The organism is Paracoccus hibiscisoli (genome assembly GCF_005048265.1).
In the GTDB taxonomy this organism is placed as follows: Bacteria; Pseudomonadota; Alphaproteobacteria; order Rhodobacterales; family Rhodobacteraceae; genus Paracoccus; species Paracoccus hibiscisoli.
Genome location: NZ_SUNH01000037.1, coordinates 1 through 23,949, shown reverse-complemented (window position 1 = coordinate 23,949; position 23,949 = coordinate 1). Strand labels below are relative to the sequence as shown.

The 23,949-nt window shown below is 68.0% G+C and carries 26 protein-coding genes and 1 pseudogene; 15 read left to right on the top strand and 12 right to left on the bottom strand.

What is annotated here, in order from left to right; all coding sequences use genetic code 11:
• Positions 1 to 479, top strand: a 479-nt coding sequence (locus tag FA740_RS17410) for a nucleoside deaminase (RefSeq protein ID WP_136858081.1), incomplete at its 5' end; no start/stop codon positions are given.
• Between the two features lie 453 nt (positions 480 to 932).
• Here the strand turns inward: FA740_RS17410 and FA740_RS17405 are convergent.
• The 5 genes from FA740_RS17405 to FA740_RS17385 all read right to left on the bottom strand — a co-directional run bounded on the left by FA740_RS17405 (position 933) and on the right by FA740_RS17385 (position 5,281).
• Positions 933 to 1,826, bottom strand: coding sequence for an NAD-dependent epimerase/dehydratase family protein (locus FA740_RS17405; RefSeq protein ID WP_136858079.1), 894 nt, complete (start codon positions 1,824 to 1,826; stop codon positions 933 to 935).
• Positions 1,827 to 1,947: 121 nt separating this feature from the next.
• A complete protein-coding gene (locus tag FA740_RS17400) occupies positions 1,948 to 2,790 on the bottom strand; it encodes a type 1 glutamine amidotransferase (protein WP_169306355.1) in 843 nt (280 codons plus the stop codon).
• A 257-nt stretch (positions 2,791 to 3,047) separates the two neighbouring features.
• Complete coding sequence (locus FA740_RS17395) at positions 3,048 to 3,527, bottom strand: metallophosphoesterase family protein (protein WP_136858075.1); 480 nt, start codon at positions 3,525 to 3,527, stop codon at positions 3,048 to 3,050.
• A gap of 27 nt (positions 3,528 to 3,554) precedes the next feature.
• Positions 3,555 to 4,307 (bottom strand): type I methionyl aminopeptidase, encoded by a 753-nt coding sequence (map, locus tag FA740_RS17390; RefSeq protein ID WP_136858074.1) that lies wholly within the window; start codon positions 4,305 to 4,307, stop codon positions 3,555 to 3,557.
• Positions 4,308 to 4,387: 80 nt separating this feature from the next.
• A complete protein-coding gene (locus FA740_RS17385) occupies positions 4,388 to 5,281 on the bottom strand; it encodes a LysR family transcriptional regulator (protein WP_136858072.1) in 894 nt (297 codons plus the stop codon).
• A gap of 168 nt (positions 5,282 to 5,449) precedes the next feature.
• On the opposite strand from FA740_RS17385, the gene FA740_RS17380 reads away from it, so the two are divergent.
• Genes FA740_RS17380 through FA740_RS17360 form a run of 5 tightly spaced genes read left to right on the top strand, consistent with a single transcriptional unit; the run spans position 5,450 to position 10,182 of the window.
• Positions 5,450 to 6,451, top strand: coding sequence for a hydroxyacid dehydrogenase (locus FA740_RS17380; protein WP_136858071.1), 1,002 nt, complete (start codon positions 5,450 to 5,452; stop codon positions 6,449 to 6,451).
• A 1-nt stretch (position 6,452) separates the two neighbouring features.
• Positions 6,453 to 7,136 (top strand): RraA family protein, encoded by a 684-nt coding sequence (locus tag FA740_RS17375; RefSeq protein ID WP_136858070.1) that lies wholly within the window; start codon positions 6,453 to 6,455, stop codon positions 7,134 to 7,136.
• Positions 7,137 to 7,166: 30 nt separating this feature from the next.
• Positions 7,167 to 8,138, top strand: a complete 972-nt coding sequence (locus FA740_RS17370) for a Bug family tripartite tricarboxylate transporter substrate binding protein (RefSeq protein ID WP_136858069.1) — start codon at positions 7,167 to 7,169, stop codon at positions 8,136 to 8,138.
• A gap of 53 nt (positions 8,139 to 8,191) precedes the next feature.
• Positions 8,192 to 8,665: a tripartite tricarboxylate transporter TctB family protein gene (locus FA740_RS17365; protein WP_169306354.1), complete on the top strand. Its 474-nt coding sequence runs from the start codon at positions 8,192 to 8,194 to the stop codon at positions 8,663 to 8,665.
• Positions 8,666 to 8,667: 2 nt separating this feature from the next.
• Positions 8,668 to 10,182 carry a tripartite tricarboxylate transporter permease gene (locus tag FA740_RS17360; protein ID WP_136858067.1) on the top strand — a complete coding sequence of 505 codons (1,515 nt, stop codon included), beginning with the start codon at positions 8,668 to 8,670 and terminating at the stop codon, positions 10,180 to 10,182.
• 100 nt (positions 10,183 to 10,282) lie between these two features.
• Here FA740_RS17360 and cynS read toward each other — a convergent pair whose 3' ends face one another.
• Genes cynS through FA740_RS17340 form a run of 4 tightly spaced genes read right to left on the bottom strand, consistent with a single transcriptional unit; the run spans position 10,283 to position 13,779 of the window.
• The gene (gene cynS / locus FA740_RS17355) at positions 10,283 to 10,753 is read right to left on the bottom strand and encodes a cyanase (protein ID WP_136858066.1); all 471 of its coding nucleotides are present in this window, start codon (positions 10,751 to 10,753) and stop codon (positions 10,283 to 10,285) included.
• A 20-nt stretch (positions 10,754 to 10,773) separates the two neighbouring features.
• Entirely contained in the window at positions 10,774 to 11,670 is an 897-nt protein-coding gene (locus FA740_RS17350; RefSeq protein ID WP_136858065.1) for an ABC transporter ATP-binding protein, read from the bottom strand.
• A gap of 13 nt (positions 11,671 to 11,683) precedes the next feature.
• Positions 11,684 to 12,520, bottom strand: a complete 837-nt coding sequence (ntrB, locus tag FA740_RS17345; protein ID WP_136858064.1) for a nitrate ABC transporter permease — start codon at positions 12,518 to 12,520, stop codon at positions 11,684 to 11,686.
• Positions 12,517 to 13,779: a CmpA/NrtA family ABC transporter substrate-binding protein gene (locus tag FA740_RS17340; protein ID WP_246053708.1), complete on the bottom strand. Its 1,263-nt coding sequence runs from the start codon at positions 13,777 to 13,779 to the stop codon at positions 12,517 to 12,519. The genes ntrB and FA740_RS17340 overlap by 4 nt, the downstream gene beginning before the upstream one ends.
• Here FA740_RS17340 and FA740_RS17335 point away from each other — a divergent pair.
• The 3 genes and pseudogenes from FA740_RS17335 to FA740_RS17330 form a co-directional block, all read left to right on the top strand.
• A complete protein-coding gene (locus FA740_RS17335; RefSeq protein ID WP_246053709.1) occupies positions 13,678 to 14,604 on the top strand; it encodes a sigma 54-interacting transcriptional regulator in 927 nt (308 codons plus the stop codon). The two genes, FA740_RS17340 and FA740_RS17335, sit on opposite strands and share 102 nt — an antisense overlap.
• Positions 14,605 to 14,681: 77 nt before the next feature.
• Positions 14,682 to 14,900, top strand: coding sequence for an AAA-type ATPase lid domain-containing protein (locus tag FA740_RS20190; protein WP_477623996.1), 219 nt, complete (start codon positions 14,682 to 14,684; stop codon positions 14,898 to 14,900).
• Positions 14,836 to 15,316, top strand: a pseudogene (locus FA740_RS17330) (transposase); the annotation flags it as partial. The gene FA740_RS20190 and the pseudogene FA740_RS17330, both read left to right, overlap by 65 nt.
• A 284-nt stretch (positions 15,317 to 15,600) precedes the next feature.
• On the opposite strand, the gene FA740_RS17325 reads toward FA740_RS17330, so the two are convergent.
• Positions 15,601 to 15,825 (bottom strand): DUF1127 domain-containing protein, encoded by a 225-nt coding sequence (locus FA740_RS17325; protein ID WP_136858063.1) that lies wholly within the window; start codon positions 15,823 to 15,825, stop codon positions 15,601 to 15,603.
• 297 nt (positions 15,826 to 16,122) lie between these two features.
• On the opposite strand from FA740_RS17325, the gene minC reads away from it, so the two are divergent.
• The 4 genes from minC (at position 16,123) to FA740_RS17305 (ending at position 18,939) form a co-directional block, all read left to right on the top strand.
• Positions 16,123 to 16,866 (top strand): septum site-determining protein MinC, encoded by a 744-nt coding sequence (gene minC, locus FA740_RS17320; RefSeq protein ID WP_136858062.1) that lies wholly within the window; start codon positions 16,123 to 16,125, stop codon positions 16,864 to 16,866.
• Complete coding sequence (gene minD / locus FA740_RS17315; protein WP_136858061.1) at positions 16,863 to 17,711, top strand: septum site-determining protein MinD; 849 nt, start codon at positions 16,863 to 16,865, stop codon at positions 17,709 to 17,711. The genes minC and minD overlap by 4 nt, the downstream gene beginning before the upstream one ends.
• Positions 17,708 to 17,983: a cell division topological specificity factor MinE gene (minE, locus tag FA740_RS17310; protein WP_136858060.1), complete on the top strand. Its 276-nt coding sequence runs from the start codon at positions 17,708 to 17,710 to the stop codon at positions 17,981 to 17,983. Before minD ends, minE begins: the two co-directional genes overlap by 4 nt.
• A 287-nt stretch (positions 17,984 to 18,270) precedes the next feature.
• Positions 18,271 to 18,939 carry a DUF1236 domain-containing protein gene (locus tag FA740_RS17305; protein ID WP_136858059.1) on the top strand — a complete coding sequence of 223 codons (669 nt, stop codon included), beginning with the start codon at positions 18,271 to 18,273 and terminating at the stop codon, positions 18,937 to 18,939.
• A gap of 80 nt (positions 18,940 to 19,019) precedes the next feature.
• Here FA740_RS17305 and FA740_RS17300 read toward each other — a convergent pair whose 3' ends face one another.
• Positions 19,020 to 19,487, bottom strand: coding sequence for an Lrp/AsnC family transcriptional regulator (locus FA740_RS17300; protein ID WP_136858058.1), 468 nt, complete (start codon positions 19,485 to 19,487; stop codon positions 19,020 to 19,022).
• 102 nt (positions 19,488 to 19,589) lie between these two features.
• Between FA740_RS17300 and FA740_RS17295 the strand changes: the two genes are divergently transcribed.
• A complete protein-coding gene (locus FA740_RS17295) occupies positions 19,590 to 21,026 on the top strand; it encodes an aminotransferase class V-fold PLP-dependent enzyme (RefSeq protein ID WP_136858057.1) in 1,437 nt (478 codons plus the stop codon).
• A 13-nt stretch (positions 21,027 to 21,039) separates the two neighbouring features.
• Here FA740_RS17295 and FA740_RS17290 read toward each other — a convergent pair whose 3' ends face one another.
• Positions 21,040 to 22,425: a M20 family metallopeptidase gene (locus FA740_RS17290; protein WP_136858056.1), complete on the bottom strand. Its 1,386-nt coding sequence runs from the start codon at positions 22,423 to 22,425 to the stop codon at positions 21,040 to 21,042.
• Positions 22,426 to 22,748: 323 nt separating this feature from the next.
• Between FA740_RS17290 and FA740_RS17285 the strand changes: the two genes are divergently transcribed.
• Positions 22,749 to 23,846 (top strand): extracellular catalytic domain type 1 short-chain-length polyhydroxyalkanoate depolymerase, encoded by a 1,098-nt coding sequence (locus FA740_RS17285; protein ID WP_136858055.1) that lies wholly within the window; start codon positions 22,749 to 22,751, stop codon positions 23,844 to 23,846.
• Positions 23,847 to 23,949 lie beyond the last annotated feature (103 nt).

Here is a 23,949-nt window from a genome sequence, read left to right as displayed (position 1 = left end):
CCATGATCGATGATACCGACCGCCGGCACCTGCAGCGCTGCGTCGACCTTGCAGCCGAGGCGCTGGCCCAAGGACACGAACCCTTCGGCTCGGTCCTTGTCTCCTCCGAGGGGCAGGTCCTGTTCGAGGACCACAACCGCATCGGCGGCGGCGATCACACCCAGCACCCCGAATTCGCCATCGCCCGATGGGCCGCGACCCATATGGAGGCCGGGGACCGGGCCGGGGCCACGGTCTATACCTCGGGCGAGCACTGCCCCATGTGCGCCGCCGCCCATGGCTGGGTCGGGCTTGGCCGGATCGTCTATGCCAGCTCGGCCGCCCAGATGACGGAGTGGCTTGCCGAGCTGGGCGTTCCCGCCTTCCGCGTCCGGCCGCTGCCCATCAGCGCCGTGATCAGCGACACCGTCGCCCACGGCCCGGTCGACGAGTTCGCGATGCAGGTCCGCGCTCTCCACGTCCGGTCGCATTCGGGCTGAGACGCTAAGGGCGCCGCCGGTGCCGGAGGGGCAGGTCAGCCCGGTGCAGGGCAGGCGCGTCCCGCGCTGCGCCCCGCCTCAAGGATCGGTTGAGGGGAGAGCGCCGCGTGGGCATTGGGCCATGTGCGCCCACCATGGCGTCTCGCCGCGCGCAGGTTCCCGGACCGAAGACCCTTGGCATGCATGGCTTTCGACGGATCGATGACGCCGGAAAGGCCGAGGCTCTGCGCATCAGGTATCAGCATGCCTGAAAGACCGAAAGAGGCCCTGTTTTGCCACCGGTTTTCCATCGCCGAACAGCACCGGGCGGCAGCGTCGCCGCGGTTTATTCCGCCCCCCTGACGCCCGTAGCCGCAGCGCGCGCGGCCACGGCCGGATGCCCTGACATCCCGCCGTGCCTTATTGGGTTGGCCAAGCCGATCGTTCCAGCAGGGACGCCCCCGGCCGATCATGTCAGGTTTTCACGTAGTTCCGCCAGGGATGCGCCTCTTGAAACCCCAGCACGTCGCGGATTTTGCGATTGGACAGCGGGGCGTCATCTGTGCCCATCGGCCGGGTGATCGGCGTGTCAGGCGCATATTTGGCCAGGAACTCGGCCGTGGGCAGGGTGGCGGTGATGGTGTCGTTCACCGCGTTGAACACCTGATAGCCAAGCCCGTCCTTCTGCAGGCAGAGATGCACGATCTCGCCCAGATCACGGGCGTCGATATAGCTCCAGGCGTTGCGCTTGCGGCTCATCGGGTCGGCCAGATAGGCGGGAAAGGCGTCGTATTCATGCGGCTCGATGACGTTGCCGATGCGAAGGGCATAGACATCGGCGCCATAACGCATGGCAAAGGCGCGGCCGGTCCTTTCGTTGACGACCTTCGACAGACCATAGCTGTCCATCGGGTCGCTGTCGTAATCCTCCTCCAGCGGAAAGGAATGATAATCCTTGTCGCCCTCGGCAAAGCAGACGCCATAGGTGGTTTCCGAACTGGCCAAGATCACCTTGCGCACGCCCAGCTTCATCGCCGCCTCCAGCACGTTGTAGGTGCCGACGGTGTTCTGCGCGAAGGTGGTGTTGTCGGGGTGGATCATTACCCGCGGCACGGCGGCGAAATGCACGATGGCGTCCGGCGCTTTCGGCGGTGCGCCCTCATCGAACCCGTCAAAGCCGAAATGGGTGGTGAGGGCGTTGAAGACCTGGCCGCTGTCGGTGATGTCGGTGATCAGCGTGTTCACCCCCGGATGGTCCAGCGGCTTCAGATCGACGTTCAGGACCTTGTAGCCCCGTTCCAGCAGATGGGGCACCGCATGGCGACCGGCCTTGCCGGTGCCGCCCGTGAAGATGATGCGTTTCGTCATAGGTTCCTCCCTGTCCATCCCCCACCTGATAGCCCCGCTTTGCCCGCGGGGGCCAGCATTACCCGTCCGCAGGGGGCATTGCCGCGAAACGGCGTTCCGCCACCCCGGCTGACGACTGCGCTCAGAGGGGCCGGAGCGTGCCCGCCTGAACGGCGTTCAGGAAATTCGCGATCTCGCGCATGCGGCGTTCGAACAGGGCGATCTCGGCGTTCAGGCCCAGCTGCCAGGCGATGTCCACGCGCGTCGGCGCGGCATCAAGGTCGCGCAGCCGTGCCGCCATGGCCTCCACATCCCGCCGATCGCGCGCCAGACCCTGGTCGATGACGTCATCCGCCTGGTGGACCGTCGAGGCGGCGATTTCGGCCAAGGACAGTTCCGGGTGATATTGGACGCCCCAGAAGGTGCCCCTGCCATGGCGGATCTCGGCGGCCTCAATGGGGGTGTCGGGGTTTGCGGCCAGGCTGGACGCGCCCGCGGGCAGGCGGGTCACCACGCTGGAATGCATGGCCGGTGCGGTCCATGTGGCGGGCCTGCCATCCAGCATCGGGTGGCGCGTGCCCGCCTCGGTGCGGGTGATGTCGCGGGCAAAGGCGACCTCGGCGCCGGGGTGGCGCGGTCCGGTTGCGCCCCCTGCCGCCACGGCTGCGATCTGCAGCCCGGCGCAGGACCCAAAAGCGGGCACGCCTGCCTCGAACACCTGCGCCATGAACCGGGCGGCGGCGCGGGCCTCGGCGCTGTCCTCGTGCATCTGGATCGGTGAGCCGGCGAAGACGATGCCGTCATGACGCGCCAGATCCGAGAGGGTCCCTGCCTCAAAGCAGGAGACCGTGTCCAGCTCGATCCCGGGACGCAGGCGGCGCAGGGCCGCGGCATAGCTTTCATGCGACGCTTGCCCGGCATAGCTGCGCCGCTCGTTCTGCTGCGCCGGCGTTTCGCTGGAGACGACAAGGATGATCGGGGACAATGGAGGGCCTTTCTTGACGGGCACGTCACGACACAACGTGGCGGAGGGCATCGCGTTCGCCGGTGCGGCGATCGGCCACGCAGGGTCCGTGTTGGGTGCGGGACCGTGTCGGATGATGCGTGGCCCGCTTGTGCAGATTGTCGTGATGTCGGCGGGGGCATCCTGCCTTGCGTGACACCGGGTTCGTCCTGGGCCTGACTTGGCGTCAGGGCAGGGTGACGAAACCCACGGCAACCCCCCCATCGGGCAGAGCGAGGTCAGTCAGACAGGGTGTGGATCGCGGCGCGGGGACGCCCGGCCTCTTCCCACAGAAAGGCCAGCGTGATCGGCAGGCGGAACCGGCGGGGACCGGCGGCGCCGGGGTTCAGCCAGAGGATGCCGCGGGTCTCTTCGATCCCCGGCCTGTGGGAATGGCCCGAGATCACGACGGTCGATTCCGGGTCGGCGCTCAGGGCCTTGCGGTCATGGATCATGTGGATGCGCAGGGCACCGATGGTCAGGCTGATCATTTCGGGCAGGGCCTCGGCCCAGGCGCCGCGGTCGATATTACCGCGGATCGCCGTCACCGGAGCGATGCGTGCCAGGACGTCCAGGTGGTCGGGGTCGCCGATATCGCCCGCATGCAGGATGCGGTCGACTCCGTGCAGCGCCTCCAAAGCCTCGGGGCGGAGCAGGCCGTGGGTGTCGGAAACGACGCCGATACGCGCGCCAGGGCCGGGCCGGAGAGGGGGTGGCATGGGGCCGCTCCTGCGGGTTATCGCGCGTCAGCCCGGCATCGTGACGACGATGGGGCCGCGTCGGGTCGCGACGACGGTGTGTTCGTATTGCACGACCGGCGCGGCAGGCTGGCTGTAGAGGGTCCAGTCGTCATCGATGCCCGGCGCGGCCCATCGTCCGCCGCGCGACAGGAACGGCTCGACCGTCAGCACCAGGCCGTCATGCATCCGGCGCCGGTCGCCCCGGGTGGGCCAGGTCGACACCTCCTCGGGGGCCTCATGCAGGGCCTTGCCGACCCCGTGGCTGGCCAGGTTCCGGATCAGCGTATAGCCGCGTTTGGACGCAAAGGCGCCGATGGCATTGCCGATCCCGGCCAGCGGCTTGTCATGCCCGACCTGCGCGATGCCGATCTGCATCGCGCGCCTGCCATCGCGGCACAGCCGGTCAAGCGACGGCGGAACGGGGCCCAGGCAGAAACTGGCCCCGGTATCGGCGAAATAGCCGTTCAAGGACGCGGACACGTCGATATTGACCAGATCGCCCACGGCCAGCACGCGCGCGCCGGGGACGCCATGGGCGATCTCTTCGTTGACGCTGATGCAGGTCGCGCCGGGGAAATCATAGGTGGCCTGAGGGGCCGATACGGCGCCCTCGCGCTCCAGCAGGTCGTGGCCGATGCGGTCCAGCTCCAGCGTGGTCATCCCCGGCTCCATGGCCGCCGCCATCGCATGCATGGTGTTCGCCACGATCCGGCCGATTGCTCTCAGGCCGTCCAGGTCATTTTGGTGCGTGATTGTCATGTCGTCTCTGTAGCGCGACGGGGGAGGATCTCAAGGCATAACCTTGGAACGCGCCTGACGGCTGGCGGCCTTGCGGGGCCCTATGACGGTTCCCGGCGTATCCCATAGGCGCCCGAGCTGGTGGCCAGCAGGTCGTGGAACTGGTCGATGATGACGCCCCGATTGCTGGGGACGCGGTCCACGAGGCCGATCTGCCGGCGGATCTGCGGCGTGCCGAAGGGCAGCCGGACAAGCGCCTCGGCACCCGGTTCGGACAGCGCCACGTCGGGCACCACCGACACGCCCATGCCTTCGGTAACGCAGGACATGATGGCCGAGATCGAATCCAGTTCCGCGATGATCTGCGGGGCGGCGCCCATGCGCGACAGCTCGGCGTCGATCAGGCTGGCCAGCGGCACCTGCGCGCAAAAGCGCAGATAGGGCTGGTCTGCCAGGATGCTAGAGGCCGTGGCCCCGGCCATCGCGGCGGGGGCGATCAGCCACAGCGGCTCGCGCAGGAAGGGCCGCCAGCGGATCTGGGGGCGGATCGCCAGGTTCTCGGCGACGACCGCCGCGTCCAGGCGACCGGCCGAGACGTCCTCGATCAGCGTCGCGGAATTGGCCAGCCGCAGGTTCACCTTGAGGCGCGGGAAGGCCAGCCGCATCCGCGAGATGGCGCGCGGCAGCACCCGCAGCGCACTGGTGCGGACCGACCCGATGACCAGCACCCCCTCCAGCCCACTGCCCGACAGGACGGTGCGCGCCTCTTCCTCGCGGCGCAGCATGTCGCGCGCCATCTCGACCACCTGCGCGCCCTGCGCGGTCAGGGCTGGCGGGCGGGTGGCGCGTTCGAAGATCGTGACGCCCAGCTCTGCCTCCAGCGCGCGGACCTGCTGGCTGACGGCGGAGGGGGTGACATGCACCGTCTCGGCCGCGCGGGAAAAGCTGTTGTGCTGGACGATCGCCAGAAGGGTGCGCAGCTGCCTGGTGTCCATGTTCAGTTCTGCTTCATCTAAACTTCAATTATTGGCGTTTCCGTTAAGCCAGATTTCGTCATAGCACAGAACGCAGGAGGGTGGTCCGGATGTTTGGAGGCATTGCGGTCCGATGATCCCAATCGATGAACCCGGCCGGCCGCAGGGCCGCCTGCGGAGGATGATGACGTGACGACGATATTGGTGACGGGGCCGCGCCTTGACGCAGCGGCGGTGACACTGGCCGAGGAGCGGGGCGCCACGCTGACCTTCATGCCCCCCTATGCGGACGAGGCCAGCCTGATCGCGGCGGTCCGCGAGACGGGGGCCTGTGCGATCCTGTCGCGGATGGGCCGCGTCAGCGCGGCGGTCATCGCGGCGGCCCCGGCGCTGCGCGTCATCGCCAAGCATGGCGCGGGGGTGGACAACATCGACCTGGCCGCCGCTGCAGACCGCGGCATTCCGGTCCTGTCCGTGCCCGGTGGCAATGCGGTGTCGGTGGCCGAACATACGATGGCCTCGGTCCTGGCGGTGACCAAGCAGCTGGCGGTGCTGGATGCCGGGATGCGTGCGGGCCGTTGGGACAAGCCGGGCTTTCTGGGGCGAGAGATTGCGGGCCTGCGGATGGGCCTTGTCGGCATCGGCGCCATCGCCCGGGCGACGGCCCGCATGGCGCAGGGTTTCGGCCTGCACCTTGCGGCCCATGACCCCCACGCGCCCGACGCCGTCTTTACCGAGGCGGGGGTCGAGCGGATCGCCGATCTTGACACGCTGCTGGCGCGGTCGGACATCCTCAGCCTGCATTGCCCGCTGACGGCCGAGACGCGGAACCTGCTGGACGCGCCGCGTCTGGCGCTGTTGCCGCAGGGCGCGGTTGTCGTGAACACCGCCCGGGGCGGGCTGATCGACGAACCTGCCCTGCTGGCGGCGGTGCGCGCAGGCCATCTCAGCGGCGCGGCGCTGGACAGCTTTGCGGCCGAACCGCCCTCGGCGGATCACCCGTTCTTCGGGGAACCGCGCATCCTGCTGTCGCCCCATGTCGCCGGGGTCACGGCCGAGGCGGGTGCCCGCGTCGCCCGCGCCGCCGTCCAGGGCGCGCTGGACATCATCGAGGGGCGCCCCGTGCCGCCCGAACGGATTGCGAACCGCCACCTGCTGCGCGAAGGCGCGCCCGCGGCGGAAGGAGTGTGACATGACCATCGGTTTCCGTATCCTGCCCCGCCGCCAGGGCGTCAGCCCCGACCTGGTCGCGCGTTTCAAGGCCCTGCCGGTCGCCAATGTCAGCGACAGCATGCACCGCATGGCGGCGGCGGGCCCGCGCCTTCGGGCCTATCACGCCAGCGGCACGCTTGCGGGGCCGGCGCTGACCGTCAGGTCGCGGCCCGGCGACAACCTGATGCTGCACAAGGCCATCGACATGGCCCATCCGGGCGACGTGATCGTGGTCGATGCCGGGGGCGATCTGACCAATTCGCTGATGGGAGAGCTGATGCTGGCCCATGCCATGCGGCGCGGTGTGGCGGGGTTCGTCCTGTGGGGCGCGATCCGCGACGCCGATGCGATCCGCGAGGCGAACCTGCCGCTCTGGGCGATGGGTGTCACGCATCGCGGCCCCTACAAGGACGGCCCCGGAGAGATCAACGTCCCCATTGCGCTGGAGGGCATGGTCATCGAGCCGGGTGATCTGATCCTGGGCGATGGCGATGGCGTGCTGTCGGTGCCTGTGGCTGACGCCCCCGGCGTGCTGGAACTGACCGAGGCCAAGCAGGCCGCCGAGACCGCGCAGATGCAGCGCATCAAGGCGGGCACGAACGACCGGGCCTGGGTGGACGACACGTTGCGCCGCCTTGGCTGCGCGATGCCCGACGGCGCCTGAGGGCGCGAGACTATCAGGAGGAGGAACCCCATGAAGACGATCACCACAGCCGCCATTCTGGCGATGACCACCGTGCTGGCCCTGCCGGCCGTGGCCCAGGACTATCCTTCGGGCAATATCGAGATGGTCGTGCCCTATCCGCCCGGCGGCGGCACCGACATTCCGGCGCGGCTGATCTCGGACTGGCTGACGCGGGACCGGGGCTGGAACTTCGTGGTGCTGAACCAGCCGGGTGCCGCGGGCACGATCGGGCTGGACCAGCTGTCGCGCGCCGAGGCCGACGGCTATACCATCGGCATCGGCCAGACCGCGAACATGGCGATCAACCCGGCGATGAACGCCGAGGTCGCCTATGACCCGCTGACCGATTTCACCCCGATCATTCCCATCGTGACCCAGCCCGTCGGCATCATCGTCCCGAACGATTCGCCCTTTGAGGATTTCGGCCAGCTGGTCGAGGCCGCCCGCGCCGATCCCGGCTCGCTGCTTTATGGCACGCCCGGTCAGGGCACCGGCGGGCATATGGCGATCGCGCGGCTGATGCAGCAGGGCGATCTGGAGTTCGAGCAGGTTCCCTATTCCGGCATCGCGCAGGCGATCTCGGATGTGATGGGCGGCGTGGTGGATTTCTATGTCGGCAGCGTCCCGAGCGTGCTGCCCCATGCCAATTCCGGCAGCGTGCGCCTGCTGGCCGTTACCTCGCTGGAGCCGTTCCCGATCATTCCGGATGTGCCGACCGTGGCCTCGTTCGGCTTTGAGGGCTACGAGGCGCAGGACTGGAAGGCCGTCGTCGGCCCCGCCGGGATGCCCGATGAGGCCGTGGCCGCGCTGAACGCCGCCATCAACGAGGCGCTGCAGGACCCCACCCTGATCGCGAATTTCGAGACGCAGGGCAGCGTCGTCATGGGCGGATCGCCCGAAGAGTTCCGCGCCTTTCTTGCCCGCGAGGTCGAGACATGGGCAGGGGTCGTCGAGGCCGCCGGCCTGACGGCCGAGCGCTGAGACCACGGCTGCGGGCCGCACCACGGCCCGCAGCCTTTCAGGGAGGGGGAACGATGTCAGTCGATGACAGGGCCGATCTTGCGGCGGGACTGCTGGTGGCGTTGCTGGGCGGCGCGGTCGCGATCTATGCCGCCAGCAGCTATGATCTGGGCACGCTGCGGCGCATGGGTCCGGGCATGTTCCCGATGGGCCTGGGGGTGCTGATGGCGGCGCTTGGGCTGATGCTGGCCCTTGGCGCGGCGCGGCGGACGCGGGCGCCGCTGGCGCTGGCGCGTGACAGGATCGGCGTCGAGTTCCGCAGCGCGGCGCTGGCCACGGCGGGCGTGATCGCCTTTGGCCTGCTGATCCGACCGGCCGGTCTGATCCTCGCGGTGCTGGCGGTCGTCATCATCCCGGCCTTCGCGGACCGCAAGAACCGGCTGCTGCCGATCATGGTGCTGGCGATGGTGCTGACGGGTCTGGCCGTCGCGATCTTTCCGTGGCTGCTGGGCCTGCCGATACCGCTTTTGCCGATGGGGATGCGCTGATCATGCTGGACAACCTTGCGCTTGGCCTGCAGACGGCCCTGTCCTTCGACAACCTGCTGTGGTGCTTTGTCGGCGTCTTTGCGGGCACGCTGCTGGGCGTCATTCCCGGCATCGGGGTGCTGGCGGCGATCTCGATGCTGCTGCCGCTGACGTTCCAGCTGGACGCGACGGCGGCGCTGATCATGCTGGCCGGGATCTGGTATGGCACCAGCTATGGCGGCAGCACCGCGTCAATCCTTCTGAACGTGCCGGGCACGCCGTCCAGCGCCATCACCGCGCTGGACGGCTATCCGATGGCCCGCCAGGGCCGCGCGGGGGTCGCGCTGCTGATGACGACCATCGCGTCGTTTACCGGCGGGTCCATCGGCATCCTGCTGCTGATGGGCTTTTCCGGCAGCATCGCCCAGGTCGCGCTGCAATTCTCGTCGGCGGAATATTTCGCGCTGATGCTGCTGGGGCTGGTCGCGGCCTCCAGCATGTCCAGCGGCGCGATGAGCAAGGGGCTGATCATGGTCTGCCTGGGGATGCTGTTCGGGCTGGTCGGATCGGATGTCTATACCGGCACGCGCCGCTTTACCTTCGGCATGATCGAGCTGGCCGACGGCATCGCGCTGGTTGCGCTGGCCCTGGGGATCTTCGGCCTGTCCGAAGTGATCGCCAGCATCGGCAAGATCGATGCCAAGGACATCGACAGCCGCTCCATCGGGCTGAAATCCATGAAGCCCACGCGGGAGGACATGCGCCGTTCCTGGCGCCCGATGCTGCGGGGCGCGGCGGTCGGATCGTTCTTCGGCACGCTGCCCGGCACCGGACCGTCGATCGCGGCCTTCATGTCCTACGCGATGGAGCGCCGCATCTCAAAGACCCCCGAGAAATTCGGCACCGGCGAGATCGAGGGCATCACCGGCCCCGAATCCGCCAACAACGCCGCCGACCAGACCGCCTTCATCCCGACGCTGGCCCTGGGCATCCCCGGCAGCGCCACGATGGCCCTGATGCTGGGTGCGCTGATGATCCACGGCATCGCGCCTGGGCCGCAGCTGATGACCGAACAGCCCGCCCTGTTCTGGGGCCTGGTGATGAGCTTCTGGATCGGCAACCTGCTGCTGCTGGTCCTGAACATCCCGCTGATCGGGCTGTGGGTGCGGCTGCTGACGGTGCCCTATCACTGGCTGTTCCCGGCGGTCCTGATGTTCATCTGCATCGGAACCTACAGCGTGAACGCCAGCGGGTTCGACGTGCTGATGGTCGCGATGTTTGGCATCCTGGGCTATGCGCTGCGCCTGCTGAACTTTCCGCTGGCGCCGATGCTGCTGGGCTTTGTCCTGGGCCCGATGATGGAGGAGCATTTCCGCCGCGCCATGCTGCTGGGGCGGGGCGATCCGATGGTCTTTCTGTCGCGCCCGATCAGTGCGGTCGTGCTGCTGCTGACGCTGGGGCTGTTGCTGCTGGGGGTGCGCTCGACCATCCAGGCGCGCCACCGCCAGCCATTGACGGACGGCCGCGCCAGCCGGTAGGCGCCGTTGCGGCCAGTCCGGTCGCGGTGCGGACGCGCGTCCGGAGCGTCGCCGATATGAGGGTGATGCGGCGCAGGGCGGTCCCCGCTCCGCCCGCGCCTTACCAGGCGTTGTATCCCAGATATTTGCCCGACATCTCCAACCGGACGCGGTCGCCCTTGGGGTTCGGCTCGCGGGTCAGGTGCATCTCGAAGTCGATGGCTGACATGATGCCGGTGCCGAACTTCTCCTCGATCAGGGCCTTGATGGTGGGACCATAGACGCCGACGATCTCGTACAGACGACAGATGCAGGGATCGGTCGGGACCACCTGGCTCCAGATCTTGGTGGGTGGCTCCGAGAGGATCTCGGCCGCGTCAGGTCCCAGATCCAGGACCTGCGCCAGCGCCTTGGCCTTTTCGGGCGGAAACGCGTTCATGCCCATGGCGGCGGAATGGGTGAAGACGGGCAACATGCCGATGGCTTCGGCCAGCGCCTCCCAGGTCATGCCGGCGGCCTTGCGGGCGGCCAGGATCTGGGCGGTCACGTCCTCGCGGGTCGGGGCGGTCGTCAGATGGGTTTGGTCTTTCATAGCGGTCTCCTTTGGTCAATTCAGGCCCGGATCGCGTGGAGGCGCGCCGGTTCGGGGGGAAGGGGGTCGGTCAGGTCGATGCGCACGGCCTCGGGGACCTGCGGCCGCCCCTCGGACGGGGTGCCGGACAGCGCCTTGGAGCGCTTGCCCAGAAACTGCACCAGGTGGTTGCGGATCGGGTAATAGTTCGGATGCTCGACGATGGTGGTGCGCACGCGGGGGCGGGGGATGGTGATCTCGACCGACTCGGCCACCCGCGCATAGGGGCCGTTCGACATCAGCAGGATGCGGTCGGCCAGTAGGATCGCCTCGTCGATGTCATGGGTGATCATGAAGACGGTCTGCCCGGTGCCCGACCAGATCTTGAGCAGCTCGTCCTGGATGGTGCCGCGGGTCAGCGCGTCCAGCGCGCCGAACGGCTCGTCCAGCAGCAGCAGCTTGGGGTGGTTGGCGAAGGCCCGCGCAATCGACACGCGCTGGCGCATGCCCCCTGACAGCTGGCAGGGCTTGCGGTCGATTGCCTCGCCCTGCAGCCCGACCATGGACAGGAATTCGCGAGCCCGTTCGTCGATGCGCGCCCGGCTCCAGTCCGGGTGGCGGGCGCGGATGCCAAAGCGGACATTGGCCAGCGCCGACAGCCAGGGCAGCAGCGAATAGTTCTGGAACACCACGCCCCGGTCCAGGCTGGGGCCGCCGATCTCGGCCCCGTCCATCGCGACCACGCCAGAGGTCGGCTGGGCGAGGCCCGCCAGGATGTTCATGATGGTGGACTTGCCGCACCTGGAATGGCCCAGGATGCAGACGAATTCGCCGCGCTCGATGCCGAAGCTGGCATTCTCGAAGACGGTCACCTGCCCGCCCTTGCCGTCGGGAAAGCGTTGGGTCAGGCGTTCGATGCTGAGGAAGGGTTTGGTCATGGATGCTCTCCTGTCACTCGGCATAGGCCAGACGCCGGCTCAGCAGCCCGAAGGCGCTGTCCAGGATCATGCCGACGATGCCGATCATGAGGATCGAGAAGATGACCGAGGCCAGGTCCACGTTGTTCCACTCGTTCCAGACGTAATATCCGATGCCGGTTCCGCCCACGAGCATCTCTGCCGCGACGATGACTAGCCAGGCGATGCCGATCGAGATGCGCATGCCTGTGATGATGGTCGGCGCAGCGGCGGGCAGGATCACCGTCATGGCGGTGCGCAGCGCGCCCAGCTCATGCGTGCGGGCGACGTTCACCCAATCCTGGCGGACCCCCGCAACGCCAAAGGCCGTGTTCAGCAGCATCGGCCAGATCGAGCAGATGAAGATCACGAAGATCGCGCTGGCCTCGCTGTCCTGGATCACGAACAGCGCCAGGGGCATCCACGCCAGCGGAGAGATCGGGCGCAGCACCTGGATGAAGGGGTTCAGCGCCTTGTAGGCCACGGGCGACATGCCGATCAGAAAGCCGAGCGGGATCGCCATCGCCGCCGCCAGCCCGTAACCGGTCAGCACGCGGCCAAGCGAATGGGCCAGCTGGATGCCGATGCCCTTGTCGTTGGGGCCCGCGTCATAGAACGGGTCGCTCAGCTGCTCCCATGCCTTGGCGGCGACCTGGGACGGGGCCGGGATGCCCGCGCGGGGGCTGCCGCCGCCCATCAGGCGTTCGTATTCAGTCATCTCGCCTGCCAACTGCTGGGCGGGGATCGAGACCTCCCAGGCAATCAGCCCGACGGCCAGGATCAGCAGGGACAGGACCGCGGCCTTGCCGTTCTCGGACAGCGTCCCGCTCATGCGCCACGCCCGATCGCGAAGCTGGAGAGATAGCCCTCGGGGTCGGCGGGGTCAAAGACCTTGCCCATGATCTCATGTGTGCGATAGCCCTCGGCGGGCGCGTCATAGCCCAGCTCCCGCATGACGGTGCGGGCGTCCGATGCCAGATAGACCTGCTCGGCGATGCCGCGGTAATCGACGTCGCCCTCGATATAGCCCCACCGCTTCATCTGGGTCAGGATCCAGACGCCCATCGACTGCCAGGGGAAGGGGTCGAAGTCGATCCGGTCGGGCTCCTGCCGGACATTGCCCAGGCCGTCGGCAAAGGTCCCGGTCAGCACCTGCTCGATCACCGGGACCGGCTGGTTGAGATAGTTGGTCGGCGCGATCGCCTCGGCAATCTCGGTCCGGTGGGCGGGGTCGGATGCGTAATGCGTGGCGTCGATGATCGCCCGCAGCAGCGCGCCATAGGTGTTCGGCATCTCGGTCGCAAAGCGCGCGGGGGCGGCAAAGGCGCAGCAGGGATGGCCCTGCCAGATCTCCTTGGTCAGCAGGTGGATGAAGCCCAGCCCCTCCCAGACCGCGCGCTGGTTGAACGGGTCGGGCGACAGGAACCCGTCCAGGTTCCCCGCCCGCAGGTTCGCCACCATGTCCGGCGGCGGGACCACGCGGATCTGGATGTCGCGGTCAGGGTCCAGCCCGTGTTCGGCGACATAGTAGCGCAATAGGAAGTTGTGCATCGAATATTCGAAAGGCACACCGAAGGTCATGCCCTTCCATTGCTGGGGGTCGCGCTTGTCCAGGTGCTGGTTGGCAAGCACGATGGCCTGGCCGTTAATGTTCTCGACCGCGGGCATGATGAAGGGCTGCGCCGTCGATCCCGCGCCCATGGTCATGGCCAGCGGCATGGGCGTCAGCATGTGGCTGGCGTCGTATTCCCCCGACAGCGACTTGTCGCGGGCGACGGCCCAACCGGCGGTCTTGATCACCTCGACGTTCAGGCCATAGCGGGAGTAAAAGCCCATCGGCTCGGCCATGATGATCGGCGTGGCGCAGGTGATCGCGACAAATCCGATGCTGAGATCCGTCTTCTCCAGCGGGAATGGCAGCGCGCCCAGACCTTCTTTTCGGAGCTGGAGCGGCAGAACCAGCTGATCCTGAACGCCGCGGGCGAGGGGATTTATGGCGTCAATGCCGAGGGCGAGACGACCTTCGTAAACCGCGCCGCGCAGGAGATGCTGGGCTGGACCGCCGCCGACCTGCTGGGCCGCGACATCCATTCGATGATCCATCACCACCACCTGGACGGGCGCAGCTATCCGGAACATGACTGCCCGATCTATCGCAGCTTTCGCTTCGAGCAGGTCCACCGCATCGAGGACGAAGTCTTCTGGCGCAAGGATGGCAAGCCGATCCGCGTCGAATATGTCTCGACCCCGATCTATGATCAGAAGGTTCTGGCCGGTGCCGTGGTGATCTTTCGCGACATCACGGAGCGCTATGAGAACGAGCGCCGCCTGCGCGAGGCCCTGGCCGAGGTCGCGGCGCTGCGCGACCGGCTGGAGCAGGAGAACGCCTATCTGCAGGAGACGATCACCTCGGAACGCGCCCATCACGAGATCATCGGCGCATCCGACGCGGTCCGGCAGATCCTGACCCGCATCGCGCTGGTCGCCCCGACCGAGGCGCCCGTCACCATCACCGGCGAACCCGGTTCCGGCAAGTCGCTGGTCGCGACCGCCATCCACACGGCGTCCCGCCGCAGCCGACGGGCGCTGATCCACCTCAAATGCAGCGCCCATGCCGCCGAGGCGCTGGAGATCGAGCTGTTCGGCCATATCCGCTCGCACGCGCAGGGCACGCAGCGCGACCGGCCCGGCAAGCTGGAGCTGGCGCATGGCGGGACGCTGTTCCTTGAGGATCTGGCCGAGCTGCCGCTGGACCTGCAGGGCCGTCTGCTGGCCGCGCTGCAGGCGGGCGAGGTTGTGCGGCTGGGCGATACCCGCGCCCGGCCGCTGGACGTGCGCGTCGTCGTCGCCATGCCCCGCCCGGTCGAGGCCGAGGTCGCCGCAGGCCGCTGCGCCCCGATCTGGCGCTGTTCCTGAACGTCTTTCCGCTGCCCTGTCCGCCCCTGCGCGAGCGGCGCGACGACATCCCCCTTTTGGCCGATCACCTGCTGGCGGTGACCTGCCGCCGCATGAACCGCGCCAGGCCGCTGATCACCGCGCGGGTGATGCAGAGCCTGATGGCCTATGACTGGCCCGGCAATGTCCGCGAATTGCGCAACGTGATCGAGCGTGCAGTGATTCTGACCACCGGCGGCAAGCTGGTCTTGGACCTTGCGGCACCGCTGCCGCATCCACTTCCAGCGCCACGCGCTCGCCCATGCCGACAAGAATAGCCTCCGCGTGGTCTCGGCCTTCATAGCCACGGCTTTCGCGCAGCCCGACCATGCAGCGGCCAAGGCCGACTGGCGGCTTGTGGCGGAGCAGATGCGCGGCAGGCTCCTGAAGCTGACCACGCTCATGGACACGGGCGAGGAGGATGTCATGGTCTAAATGACATTCCCCGCCCAGCATCGCACCAAGAAACACAGCACAAACCCGATCGAGCGTCTGAACAGTGAGATCAAGCGGCGCACCGGGGTCATAGGCATCATTTCCCAATCGGGCATCGATCCGGCGCCTCGTCGGTGCTATCCTCATGGAGCAGACCAAGGAATCGACGGTCCAGCGCGCCAGGTAGATGACGCCGGAAACGTTTTTGCCCGTCTGCGATCACCTCAGTGTCAGCCTGCCTGCAGCGCAGAGCGGATGACACCTTGGCCCGCTTGGAAGCGCGGAGCCCACGGTGCGCTACACGACATCTCGAGAAATCATCTTCCCAAGTAGCGGGTGACCGCGACGGTGCATGCCGTGCATCGCCTTGGTCTTTTGGAACTAGGGCGTACCTGTGGCGCGATGCCATTGAACAGGCACTGCGCAATGTGATCTGGGCGCCTAAGGGCTGTTCCGCCGAACAGCGAGACAAACGGGTGGATCAGACAGGCTCCCCTGAGTGGATGGCGCTCCGGCGCCGCAAACGCTCGTCTCAAGTCGGCTTCAGCGGGTCGGGCCCCAAGCCGCTTCGTGGGCCAGCCCGGCGATCATCGAGCGGTTGATCCCCAGATCGTCCAGATCGCGGGTGGTCAGGGCGTTCAGCTCACGCACGGTCTGGCGGTAGATGGCGCGGCGGGCGCGGTTGTCCTGCATGCGCTGGATCGCGGTCGTCAGACGGGTGCGCAGGCCTGCGTCAGTGGCGGTGCGGTTCTGGGTGATGGCGGTCATGGTGGTATCCTTTTCGGTTCATCCCGGCGGCACCGGTCCCGGATTGGCCCGGTGCTGCGTTGACCGTTAGATGGCGCTAACATGGCGGCGCTACAACGCACGCGCACGTCGGTGCTGCCATGCGACACGCGCATGGCGGCGACCGCCGCCGGGTCCGCGCGGCCCGAAAATGCGGCGGGTTCCTGCTGGAAATGGCCGGAGTTTCTTCCGTCGGCGCCCGGTTCGTGAAATGGGAGGTCAACAACAGCGTCGCGGCATCGAATCGCGATCCGCCCAGAGCAGGAGCACAGTCTCGACGTGTCAAAAGGATACGCCCGGAACCGGCAGGATTCCGTCACGGCCGCCTCGGCCGCATTTCAGGTGCGGGGCCGGTTCCTGACCGCACTGGTCCTGCGCATCGACACCGACAGCGCAGGCGACGCCTTTTATGCGCAGCTGGACGAACAGCTGCGCACGACGCCGCAGTTCTTTTCGGGCGCGCCGATGGTGCTGGACCTGGCCCATGCGCCGGGCCTGTGCGACGCGGACCCTCTGGCGGCGCTGCTGGCGCATCTGCGCAACCGCGATCTGCGCGTCTTTGGTGTCCAGAACGCCGACCGGCTGGACGGCGCGGTGCTGGAGAGGCTGGGCCTGATCGCGGTGACCACCGGCCGCGACGCGCCCCTGCCGCGCCCGACGGCTGCGGCGCCTGCCGCCGAGGTGCCGCCGCCCCTGCGCAACAAGGTCGTCCACGCGCCGGTCCGGTCCGGGCAGCGGGTGATGGCCGAACATGGCGATCTGACGGTGATCGGGTCGGTGGCCTCGGGCGCCGAGCTGGTGGCTGCGGGCAATATCCACGTCTATGGCACCCTGCGCGGTCGCGCGATGGCGGGATGCCACGGCGATGAGAGCGCGCATATCTTCTGCCAGAATCTCAGCGCCGAGCTGGTGGCCATCGCGGGCCTCTACCAGACCAGCGAGACGCTGGACGCGGCCGCGCTGAACCGCTGCACGCATATCTATCTCAAGGATGAAAAACTCTGCATGGAGGTGATCGCATGACGACAGAACCCAAGACCAATCCGCCCCTTGGGCGGATCATCGTGATCACGTCGGGCAAGGGCGGCGTGGGCAAGACGACGTCCTCGGCCGCAATCTCGGCCGCGCTGGCCAAGAAGGGCTTTCGCACCGTCGTCATCGATTTCGACGTGGGTCTGCGCAACCTGGACATGACCATGGGCTGCGAGCGCCGGGTCGTGTTCGATTTCATCAACGTCATCCAGGGCGACGCCAAGCTGAAGCAGGCGCTGATCAAGGACAAGCGGGTCGACACGCTGTCGATCCTGCCCACCTCGCAGACGCGCGACAAGGATGCCCTGACCAAGGAGGGCGTCGAGAAGGTCCTGACCGAGCTGAAGGCTGATTTCGACTATATCATCTGCGACAGCCCCGCGGGCATCGAACATGGCGCGCAGATGGCCATGTATTTCGCCGACGAGGCCGTGGTCGTGACCAACCCCGAGGTGTCCTCGGTCCGCGACAGCGACCGCGTGCTGGGCCTGCTGAGCAGCCAGACCCGCCGGGCCGAGACCGAGGGCGCCGAGCCGATCAAGGCGCAGGTCCTGATCACCCGCTATGACCAGGAGCGCGTCGAGAAGGGCGAGATGATGACCGTCGAGGACGTGCTGGAGATCCTAGCCGTGCCGCTGCTGGGCGTCGTTCCCGAAAGCAAGGCGATCCTTAAGGCGTCGAACGTGGGCACGCCGGTCACGCTGGACGGCCCGTCCGCCGCGGCTGAGGCCTATCAGGACGCGGTGTCGCGGCTGACCGGCGAGACGGTCGAGATGCGCATCCCCGGAGAGCGCCGCCCCGGCCTGCTGCAGCGTCTGTTCGGGCGGGCGTCATGAGCCTGTTCGATTTCGTCCGCCGCAAGGCCCCGCCCAAATCCGCCCAGACCGCCAAGGATCGCCTGCAGATCCTGCTGGCGCATGAACGCAGCAGCAGTGGCACCGCCGAGGCGGATTACCTGCCGATGCTGCAGCGCGACATCGTCGCGGCGATCCGCAAGCACGTCCCCATCGGCGACAAGGATGTCGAGGTCCGCATGGAGCGCGGCGACCAGATGTCCAGCCTGGAGATCAACATCGAACTGCCTGCGGTCAAGTCGAAGACCGGCTGACCCTGGCGCGGCGCGCGCGATATCATCCCGCGCGCCCGGACCGTCATGTCGCGCCGGGGGCGGCGCCCTTGTCGTCCTGGAGCGCCTGGCGCGATACGGGCGGTCATGGGGGACGATCGGGCACTCCGGTTCGGGATCGGTCAGGTGCGGGCGCGCCGGTGGCGGTCCGCCTCACCCGAACGTGTGTGCGCCGTGGCCCTTGGCGCGTCTTGGTCGCGGAACCGGCACGCCTGCGACAAGTTGACACGGTATGAACGGGCGCCACGCCCGACAGACCGGAGATATCCATGAAACAGTATCTTGCATCCACCGTCGTCGCGGCGTTGGCCGTGGCAGGCGCGGCCTCGGCGCAGACCGCTGCCACCGTCTCGACCGACCTGAACGTGCGTTCGGGACCGGGCGTGCAGCACGGGGTGATCGGCGCCATCGGCACGGACCAGGAGGTCTCGGTGATCGGCTGCATCGACAGCGCGAACTGGTGCCAGGTCAGCAGCGGCACGCTGGAGGGCTGGGCCTATGGCGACTATCTGAACGTCCGTGCGGGCGATGAGGTCGTCTCGCTGTATCCCAATCGCGAAACGGTCGGCGTGACGATCATCCAGGCCCCGGTCGAGGACCCGACCACGGCCCAGGACACGGCGGTCGGGGGTCTGGGCGGCGCAGCCATGGGCGCGCTGATCGGCGGACCCATCGGTGCCGTCGCGGGTGCCGCGATCGGCGGGGCCAGCGGTGCCGCCGCGACCGAGGAGCCGACCACCGAGGTGACCGCCTATGTCACGTCCAACGCGGTCGAGCCGATCTATCTGGACGGAGAGGTCGTCGTCGGCGCGGGCGTGCCCGAGACGGTGACGATCTACGACATCCCCGACCAGCCGGACTATCGCTATGCCCAGATCAACGGGCAGACGGTGCTGATCTCTCCGCAGGATCGCCAGATCATCCACATCTATCGCTGAGGGCGGGCGGACGTCCCGCGCGTAGGACACGGTCCGCCCCGAGACCATCGGGGCGGTCCACACGGTTAACAGGCGTTCGGTCAGACCGGCAGGTCGCGGCGGTCCGCAATGGCCTCCATCGCGATGCAGGAGGTGACGGTCTCCAGCGCGGCCCCGGCAATCAGGCGCTGATAGATGCTGTCGAAATCGTTCATGTCACGCGCCACGATCTTCAGCATATAGTCATAGTCGCCCGCGATGCGGAACACGTCGATGACGTTCTCGATGCCCAGTACGGTCCGGCGAAAGGTCGTCAGCCATTCGGTGGAATGATCCCGCGTGCGCAGCATGACAAAGACGGTCAGGCCCAACCCGATCCGGTCGTGATCCAGGCGCAGCGTCTGGCCGCGGATGATCCCCGCCTCCTTCAGCCGGGCGATGCGCCGCCAGCAGGCGTTCTGCGACAGGCCCACGCGCTCGGCCACGTCGCGCTGCGACAGCGAGGCGTCGCGCTGCAGCACGCGCAGGATCGCGGAGTCGATGGCATCCAGCCGCATGTCTTGGGTCATATGATCGAAAATTCCTGTGCATTGGCATGAAACAGGGAATGATTATGCCCGCCGCATCAGGGATTGTCGTGTGAATACGCCCCCAGATGCAAGGTTTGAACCATGACCACCACCCCCGACCTGTTCCAGCGCTTTCGCACGGATCTGAGCGGGCGCGACGTGATCGCGTCCCTGCGCGCGGGCCTGATCGGAGAGGGGGTGATGGTGCCCGGGCCCGCTGGTCCGAATCCGATGATCTATGCCGATTACGTGGCCTCGGGGCGCGCCCTGCGCCAGATCGAGGATGCGATCGCCGCCGATGTCCTGCCCTATTACTCGAATGCGCATACCGAGGCGTCCTATTGCGGCCGCCACATGAACCGCCTGCGGGCCGAGGCGCGGCGCATCATCGCGCAGGCCTGCGGCGCGACCGGGGATCATGCCGTGATATTCGCCGGTGCGGGGGCGACGGCGGGCCTGTCCAAGCTGACGCATCTGCTGGGCATCGACGCGATGGTCGCGGCGGGGCGGCGCCCGCTGGTGCTGATCGGCCCTTACGAGCATCACTCCAACATCCTGCCCTGGCGCGAATCCGGGGCCGAGGTGATCGAGATCGCCGAAGGCCCGACCGGCGGCCCGGACCTGGCCGATCTGGCCGCCCATCTGGCGGCAGCGGGCGCGCGTCCGGTTCTGGGCGCGTTCTCGGCCATGTCGAACGTCACGGGCATTGTCAGCGACGTGGCGGCGATCACCGGCCTTCTGCGGCGTCACGGGGCGATCAGCCTGTGGGATTATGCCGGTGCGGGGCCCTATCTGCCGATCGACATGGCCATCGGCATGGATGCCGTCGTCCTGTCGCCCCACAAGTTCATCGGCGGCCCCGGCGCATCGGGCGTGCTGATCCTGCGCCGCGACGCCGTCAGGGCCGCGCGCCCCACCGGCGCGGGCGGTGGCACCGTGCGCTTCGTGTCGCCCTGGGGGCAGGATTACGCGACCGACGTCACCGCGCGCGAGGAGGCCGGGACGCCCAACGTGATCGGCGACATCCGCGCCGCGCTGTGTTTCCAGGTCAAGGACATCATCGGCGCCAAGGTGATGGCCGCGCGCCTTGCGGCATTGCGCGACCGGGCCCTGGCCCGCTGGCGCGAGGTTCCGGGGCTGGAGATCCTGGGTCTGTCCGGGGCCCGGGCGCTGCCGGTGTTTTCGTTCCTGATCCGCGGGCAGGACGGTGCGGTGGTGCACCCGCAGCTGGTGTGCCGCATCCTGTCGGATCATTTCGGCATCCAGGCGCGCGGCGGATGCGCCTGCGCCGGGCCCTATGCGCACCGGCTGCTGGGGCTTGACCGCGCGGGCTCGGACCGGTTGCGCCAGGATATCCTGGCCGGGCAGGAGGTCGCCAAGCCCGGCTGGACGCGGCTTGCGTTTTCGGTGCTGATGGACGAGGCCAAGGCCGATGCCATCATCGGCGCCGTGGCCCGCATCGCGTCCGATCCGGCAAGATTCGCCCAGGGCTATCTGGTGGATGAGCGGACCGCGCGGTTCACCCCAAGGGCGGCGTGACGCCGTCCCGCCGTCAGCGCGCCGCCGTGTCGCCCCCCAGGTCCCACCACAGGCCCGTCATCACGCGCAGCGCATCCCGGCAGACCGGCTTCAGCACATGCTCGTCCGGCGCGTGTTGCGAACAGCCGCGATAGGAATGGGGCACCCAGATCGTCGGCAGCTGCAGGATGTCGGCAAAGCTGTCATTGGGCAGCGACCCCGCAAGGTTCGGAAGAATATGGGGCGGCTTGCCCGTCGTCCGCTGGATCGACGCGGCCACCCTGCGGACCCATGCGTGATCGGGATCAAGCCGCGTAGCGTGGAAGAAGCCGCGGTCATGCGCGATGATCTGCACCGCCTGAAACCCCGCGGCATCCAGATGGCGGCGCAGCGCCGGCAGGATGTCGTCGGGGTCGGTGCCGACCACATAGCGCAGCTGGCAGGTCGCCCGCGCACTGGCCGCGATGGCGTTGACGGGCGCCTCGGGGACGCCGGCGGTCATCGCCAGGACGGCAAAGCTGTTCCAGCCATAGGCGCGTTCGACCGGGGTCAGGTCGGCCTCGCCCCAGTCGTGATCGACCGCGGGGCCGTCGCGGCTCTCGATGGGCAGGCCCCGCAGCGCCTCCCGGACCGGGGGCGTCAGGCTGTCGGGCCGCCATTCCGCGATCGCGATCTGTCCGCGGCGGTCGCAGATCGTGGTCAGCGCATGGGCCAGGATCATCGCCGGGTCCGCCAGCAGGCCGCCCCAGTTGCCGGAGTGATGCGCGCCGTCTCGCAGCTCCAGCAGCAGATCGAAGGTCACGCCGCCCCGCGAGCCCATGAACATCGTCGGCACGTCCGGCTGCAGCCGCGGCCCGTCCGACGCGATCAGGACATCCGCCGCCAGATCGTCCCGATGCGCCGTGAAGAATTCGGCCAGCCCGGGTGAGCCCGTCTCTTCCGACATCTCGATCACGATCTTGATGTTGAAGCCAAGCTGGCCGCGCGCGGCGATGACCGCCTCCAGCGCGGCGATGTTGACCAGATGCTGCACCTTGTTGTCCGCCGTGCCGCGCCCGTACAGGCGGTCGCCCTCCTCGATCAGCCGAAAGGGGTGCAGGCCCTGGCGCCACTGATCGGTCTGCGCGCGGCTGACATCGCCATGCCCATAGGTCAGGACCGTGGTCAGGGACGGGTCCTCGATGCGGGCGCCCACCAGCAGCGGGCCGCCGCGCGGATCGGGATTGTCGTGGATGGTGCAGGCAAAGCCCAGGGCCTCAAGGCGCGGCAGCATGGCCTGTTTCAGATAGCGCGACAGCTCGGGGCGCTGCTCCGGGTTCTGGCTCTCGGTCGGGTATTCCACCAGCGTCGCCAGCTGGGCCTGGAACAAGCCTTCGTCGAAATGACGTTCGGCAAGGGCAATGGCGGCATCGCGGGTCATGGCTTTCTCTCCGATGGGGCAGGGGTGTCGCATGGGATTCTGACACGATTTCGATACGGCCGGTAGGGACGGCGACCCTCCGGCCTGCGCGTAGGGCGGATCATGACCCGGCTGGCCCCGCCCGCGCCGCTGACAGGTCGTGATGCCGCCGGCTTGGGCAGTGCCGCCGCGACATGGTCAGGGCTCGCTTTGCGCGACTGCTGCGGGGAACAGCTGTCCCGGGCCTGCGTTCCTCCGCCAGAACACGGGCCGGGCCAGCCCTATCATGGCTCAGACAGCTGCGCGCCGCCCGCCGCAGCGTATCGTGTAACAAGGTAGGTCCAATGGCCAAGCGCATCTATGCCCGAGCACGCTCCCGCCGCATCAAGGCCCCGCGCAACGCGATGGGGGCGATGATGGCGGGGCTGATCGGCGCGACCGCCAAGGCGATGGTCAAGGCCACGCGAACGACCGTGGTGGCCTCGGCAACGAAACCGGCCAAGGTTGTCGTCCGTCCGGCACGGACCCCTGCGGCAGCCCCCGCCGTGAAGGCCAGGCCCGCCGGGTCGGGTCGGTTCACATCGGGCAGCCATGACTGCGAATTCGGCGCGCGCAAGTACCGGCTTTACGTGCCGTCCGTGGCCGTTTCCCCCGTGGCGTCGGTGCCGCTGGTGGTGATGCTGCACGGATGCGGACAGACGCCCGAGGATTTCGCCAAGGGCACGCGCATGAACACCCTGGCCCAGGATTTGGGCGTGATGGTCCTGTATCCGGCGCAGTCGCGGGACGCGCATCCGAACCGCTGCTGGAACTGGTTCCGCGAGGGCGACCAGCAGCGTGGCGGAGGAGAGCCTGCGCTTCTGGCGGACATGGTCCGGACCATCATCGCCACCCATCCCGTCGATCCGGCGCGGGTCTATGTCGCGGGCCTGTCGGCAGGGGCTTCGGCGGCGCTGCTGCTGGCGCATGCCTATCCCGACCTGTTCGCGGCGGTGGGGTGTCATTCCGGCCTGCCCACGGGCGCGGCGCGCGACAAGGGGTCCGCCCTGATCGCGATGAAGCAGGGCAACCCCGGCACGCGTCTGGACCGGCCCGTGCCGACGATCATCTTTCACGGCAGCGACGACCATGTGGTCGCCGCCCGCAATGGCCGCCTGGTCGCCTTGCGCGCGCTGGAGACCTTTCCCCGGCTGGAGGTGACCGAGCAGGCCCGACAGGTCGCCAAGGGGCGGGCCTATGTCCGGACCCTGCACCGGATCGGTCGTGGCCGTGCCTATGTCGAACATTGGCTGATCAAGGGGTCGGGTCACGCGTGGTCGGGCGGCTCCCGGACCGGGCGGTTCGTCGACCCGACCGGCCCCGACGCCTCGCGGGAGATGCTGCGGTTCTTCCTGCGCCACAAGACCACCCTCCGCACGCGCAGGGCCATCCAGACCGAATGATCGCCACCGCGGATCAGGGTGCGGCGGCAAGTGGCCGAGCCTGTGTCAAAACCCCACCAGCGTGTCGGTGAGGCAAGGCGCTTCCGGGTAGTTGGAGTGTTTC

Excerpts from the sequence above, each read along its gene's own strand:
- FA740_RS17405 (WP_136858079.1), bottom strand. The coding sequence starts at position 1,826 with ATGACGAAACGCATCATCTTCACGGGCGGCACCGGCAAGGCCGGTCGC.
- FA740_RS17395 (WP_136858075.1), bottom strand. The coding sequence starts at position 3,527 with ATGCCACCCCCTCTCCGGCCCGGCCCTGGCGCGCGTATCGGCGTCGTT.
- map (WP_136858074.1), bottom strand. The coding sequence starts at position 4,307 with ATGACAATCACGCACCAAAATGACCTGGACGGCCTGAGAGCAATCGGC.
- FA740_RS17385 (WP_136858072.1), bottom strand. The coding sequence starts at position 5,281 with ATGGACACCAGGCAGCTGCGCACCCTTCTGGCGATCGTCCAGCACAAC.
- FA740_RS17375 (WP_136858070.1), top strand. The coding sequence starts at position 6,453 with ATGACCATCGGTTTCCGTATCCTGCCCCGCCGCCAGGGCGTCAGCCCC.
- FA740_RS17370 (WP_136858069.1), top strand. The coding sequence starts at position 7,167 with ATGAAGACGATCACCACAGCCGCCATTCTGGCGATGACCACCGTGCTG.
- FA740_RS17365 (WP_169306354.1), top strand. The coding sequence starts at position 8,192 with ATGTCAGTCGATGACAGGGCCGATCTTGCGGCGGGACTGCTGGTGGCG.
- FA740_RS17360 (WP_136858067.1), top strand. The coding sequence starts at position 8,668 with ATGCTGGACAACCTTGCGCTTGGCCTGCAGACGGCCCTGTCCTTCGAC.
- cynS (WP_136858066.1), bottom strand. The coding sequence starts at position 10,753 with ATGAAAGACCAAACCCATCTGACGACCGCCCCGACCCGCGAGGACGTG.
- FA740_RS17350 (WP_136858065.1), bottom strand. The coding sequence starts at position 11,670 with ATGACCAAACCCTTCCTCAGCATCGAACGCCTGACCCAACGCTTTCCC.
- ntrB (WP_136858064.1), bottom strand. The coding sequence starts at position 12,520 with ATGAGCGGGACGCTGTCCGAGAACGGCAAGGCCGCGGTCCTGTCCCTG.
- FA740_RS17340 (WP_246053708.1), bottom strand. The coding sequence starts at position 13,779 with ATGGATGTCGCGGCCCAGCAGGTCGGCGGCGGTCCAGCCCAGCATCTC.
- FA740_RS17325 (WP_136858063.1), bottom strand. The coding sequence starts at position 15,825 with ATGACCGCCATCACCCAGAACCGCACCGCCACTGACGCAGGCCTGCGC.
- minD (WP_136858061.1), top strand. The coding sequence starts at position 16,863 with ATGACGACAGAACCCAAGACCAATCCGCCCCTTGGGCGGATCATCGTG.
- minE (WP_136858060.1), top strand. The coding sequence starts at position 17,708 with ATGAGCCTGTTCGATTTCGTCCGCCGCAAGGCCCCGCCCAAATCCGCC.
- FA740_RS17305 (WP_136858059.1), top strand. The coding sequence starts at position 18,271 with ATGAAACAGTATCTTGCATCCACCGTCGTCGCGGCGTTGGCCGTGGCA.
- FA740_RS17300 (WP_136858058.1), bottom strand. The coding sequence starts at position 19,487 with ATGACCCAAGACATGCGGCTGGATGCCATCGACTCCGCGATCCTGCGC.
- FA740_RS17295 (WP_136858057.1), top strand. The coding sequence starts at position 19,590 with ATGACCACCACCCCCGACCTGTTCCAGCGCTTTCGCACGGATCTGAGC.
- FA740_RS17290 (WP_136858056.1), bottom strand. The coding sequence starts at position 22,425 with ATGACCCGCGATGCCGCCATTGCCCTTGCCGAACGTCATTTCGACGAA.
- FA740_RS17285 (WP_136858055.1), top strand. The coding sequence starts at position 22,749 with ATGGCCAAGCGCATCTATGCCCGAGCACGCTCCCGCCGCATCAAGGCC.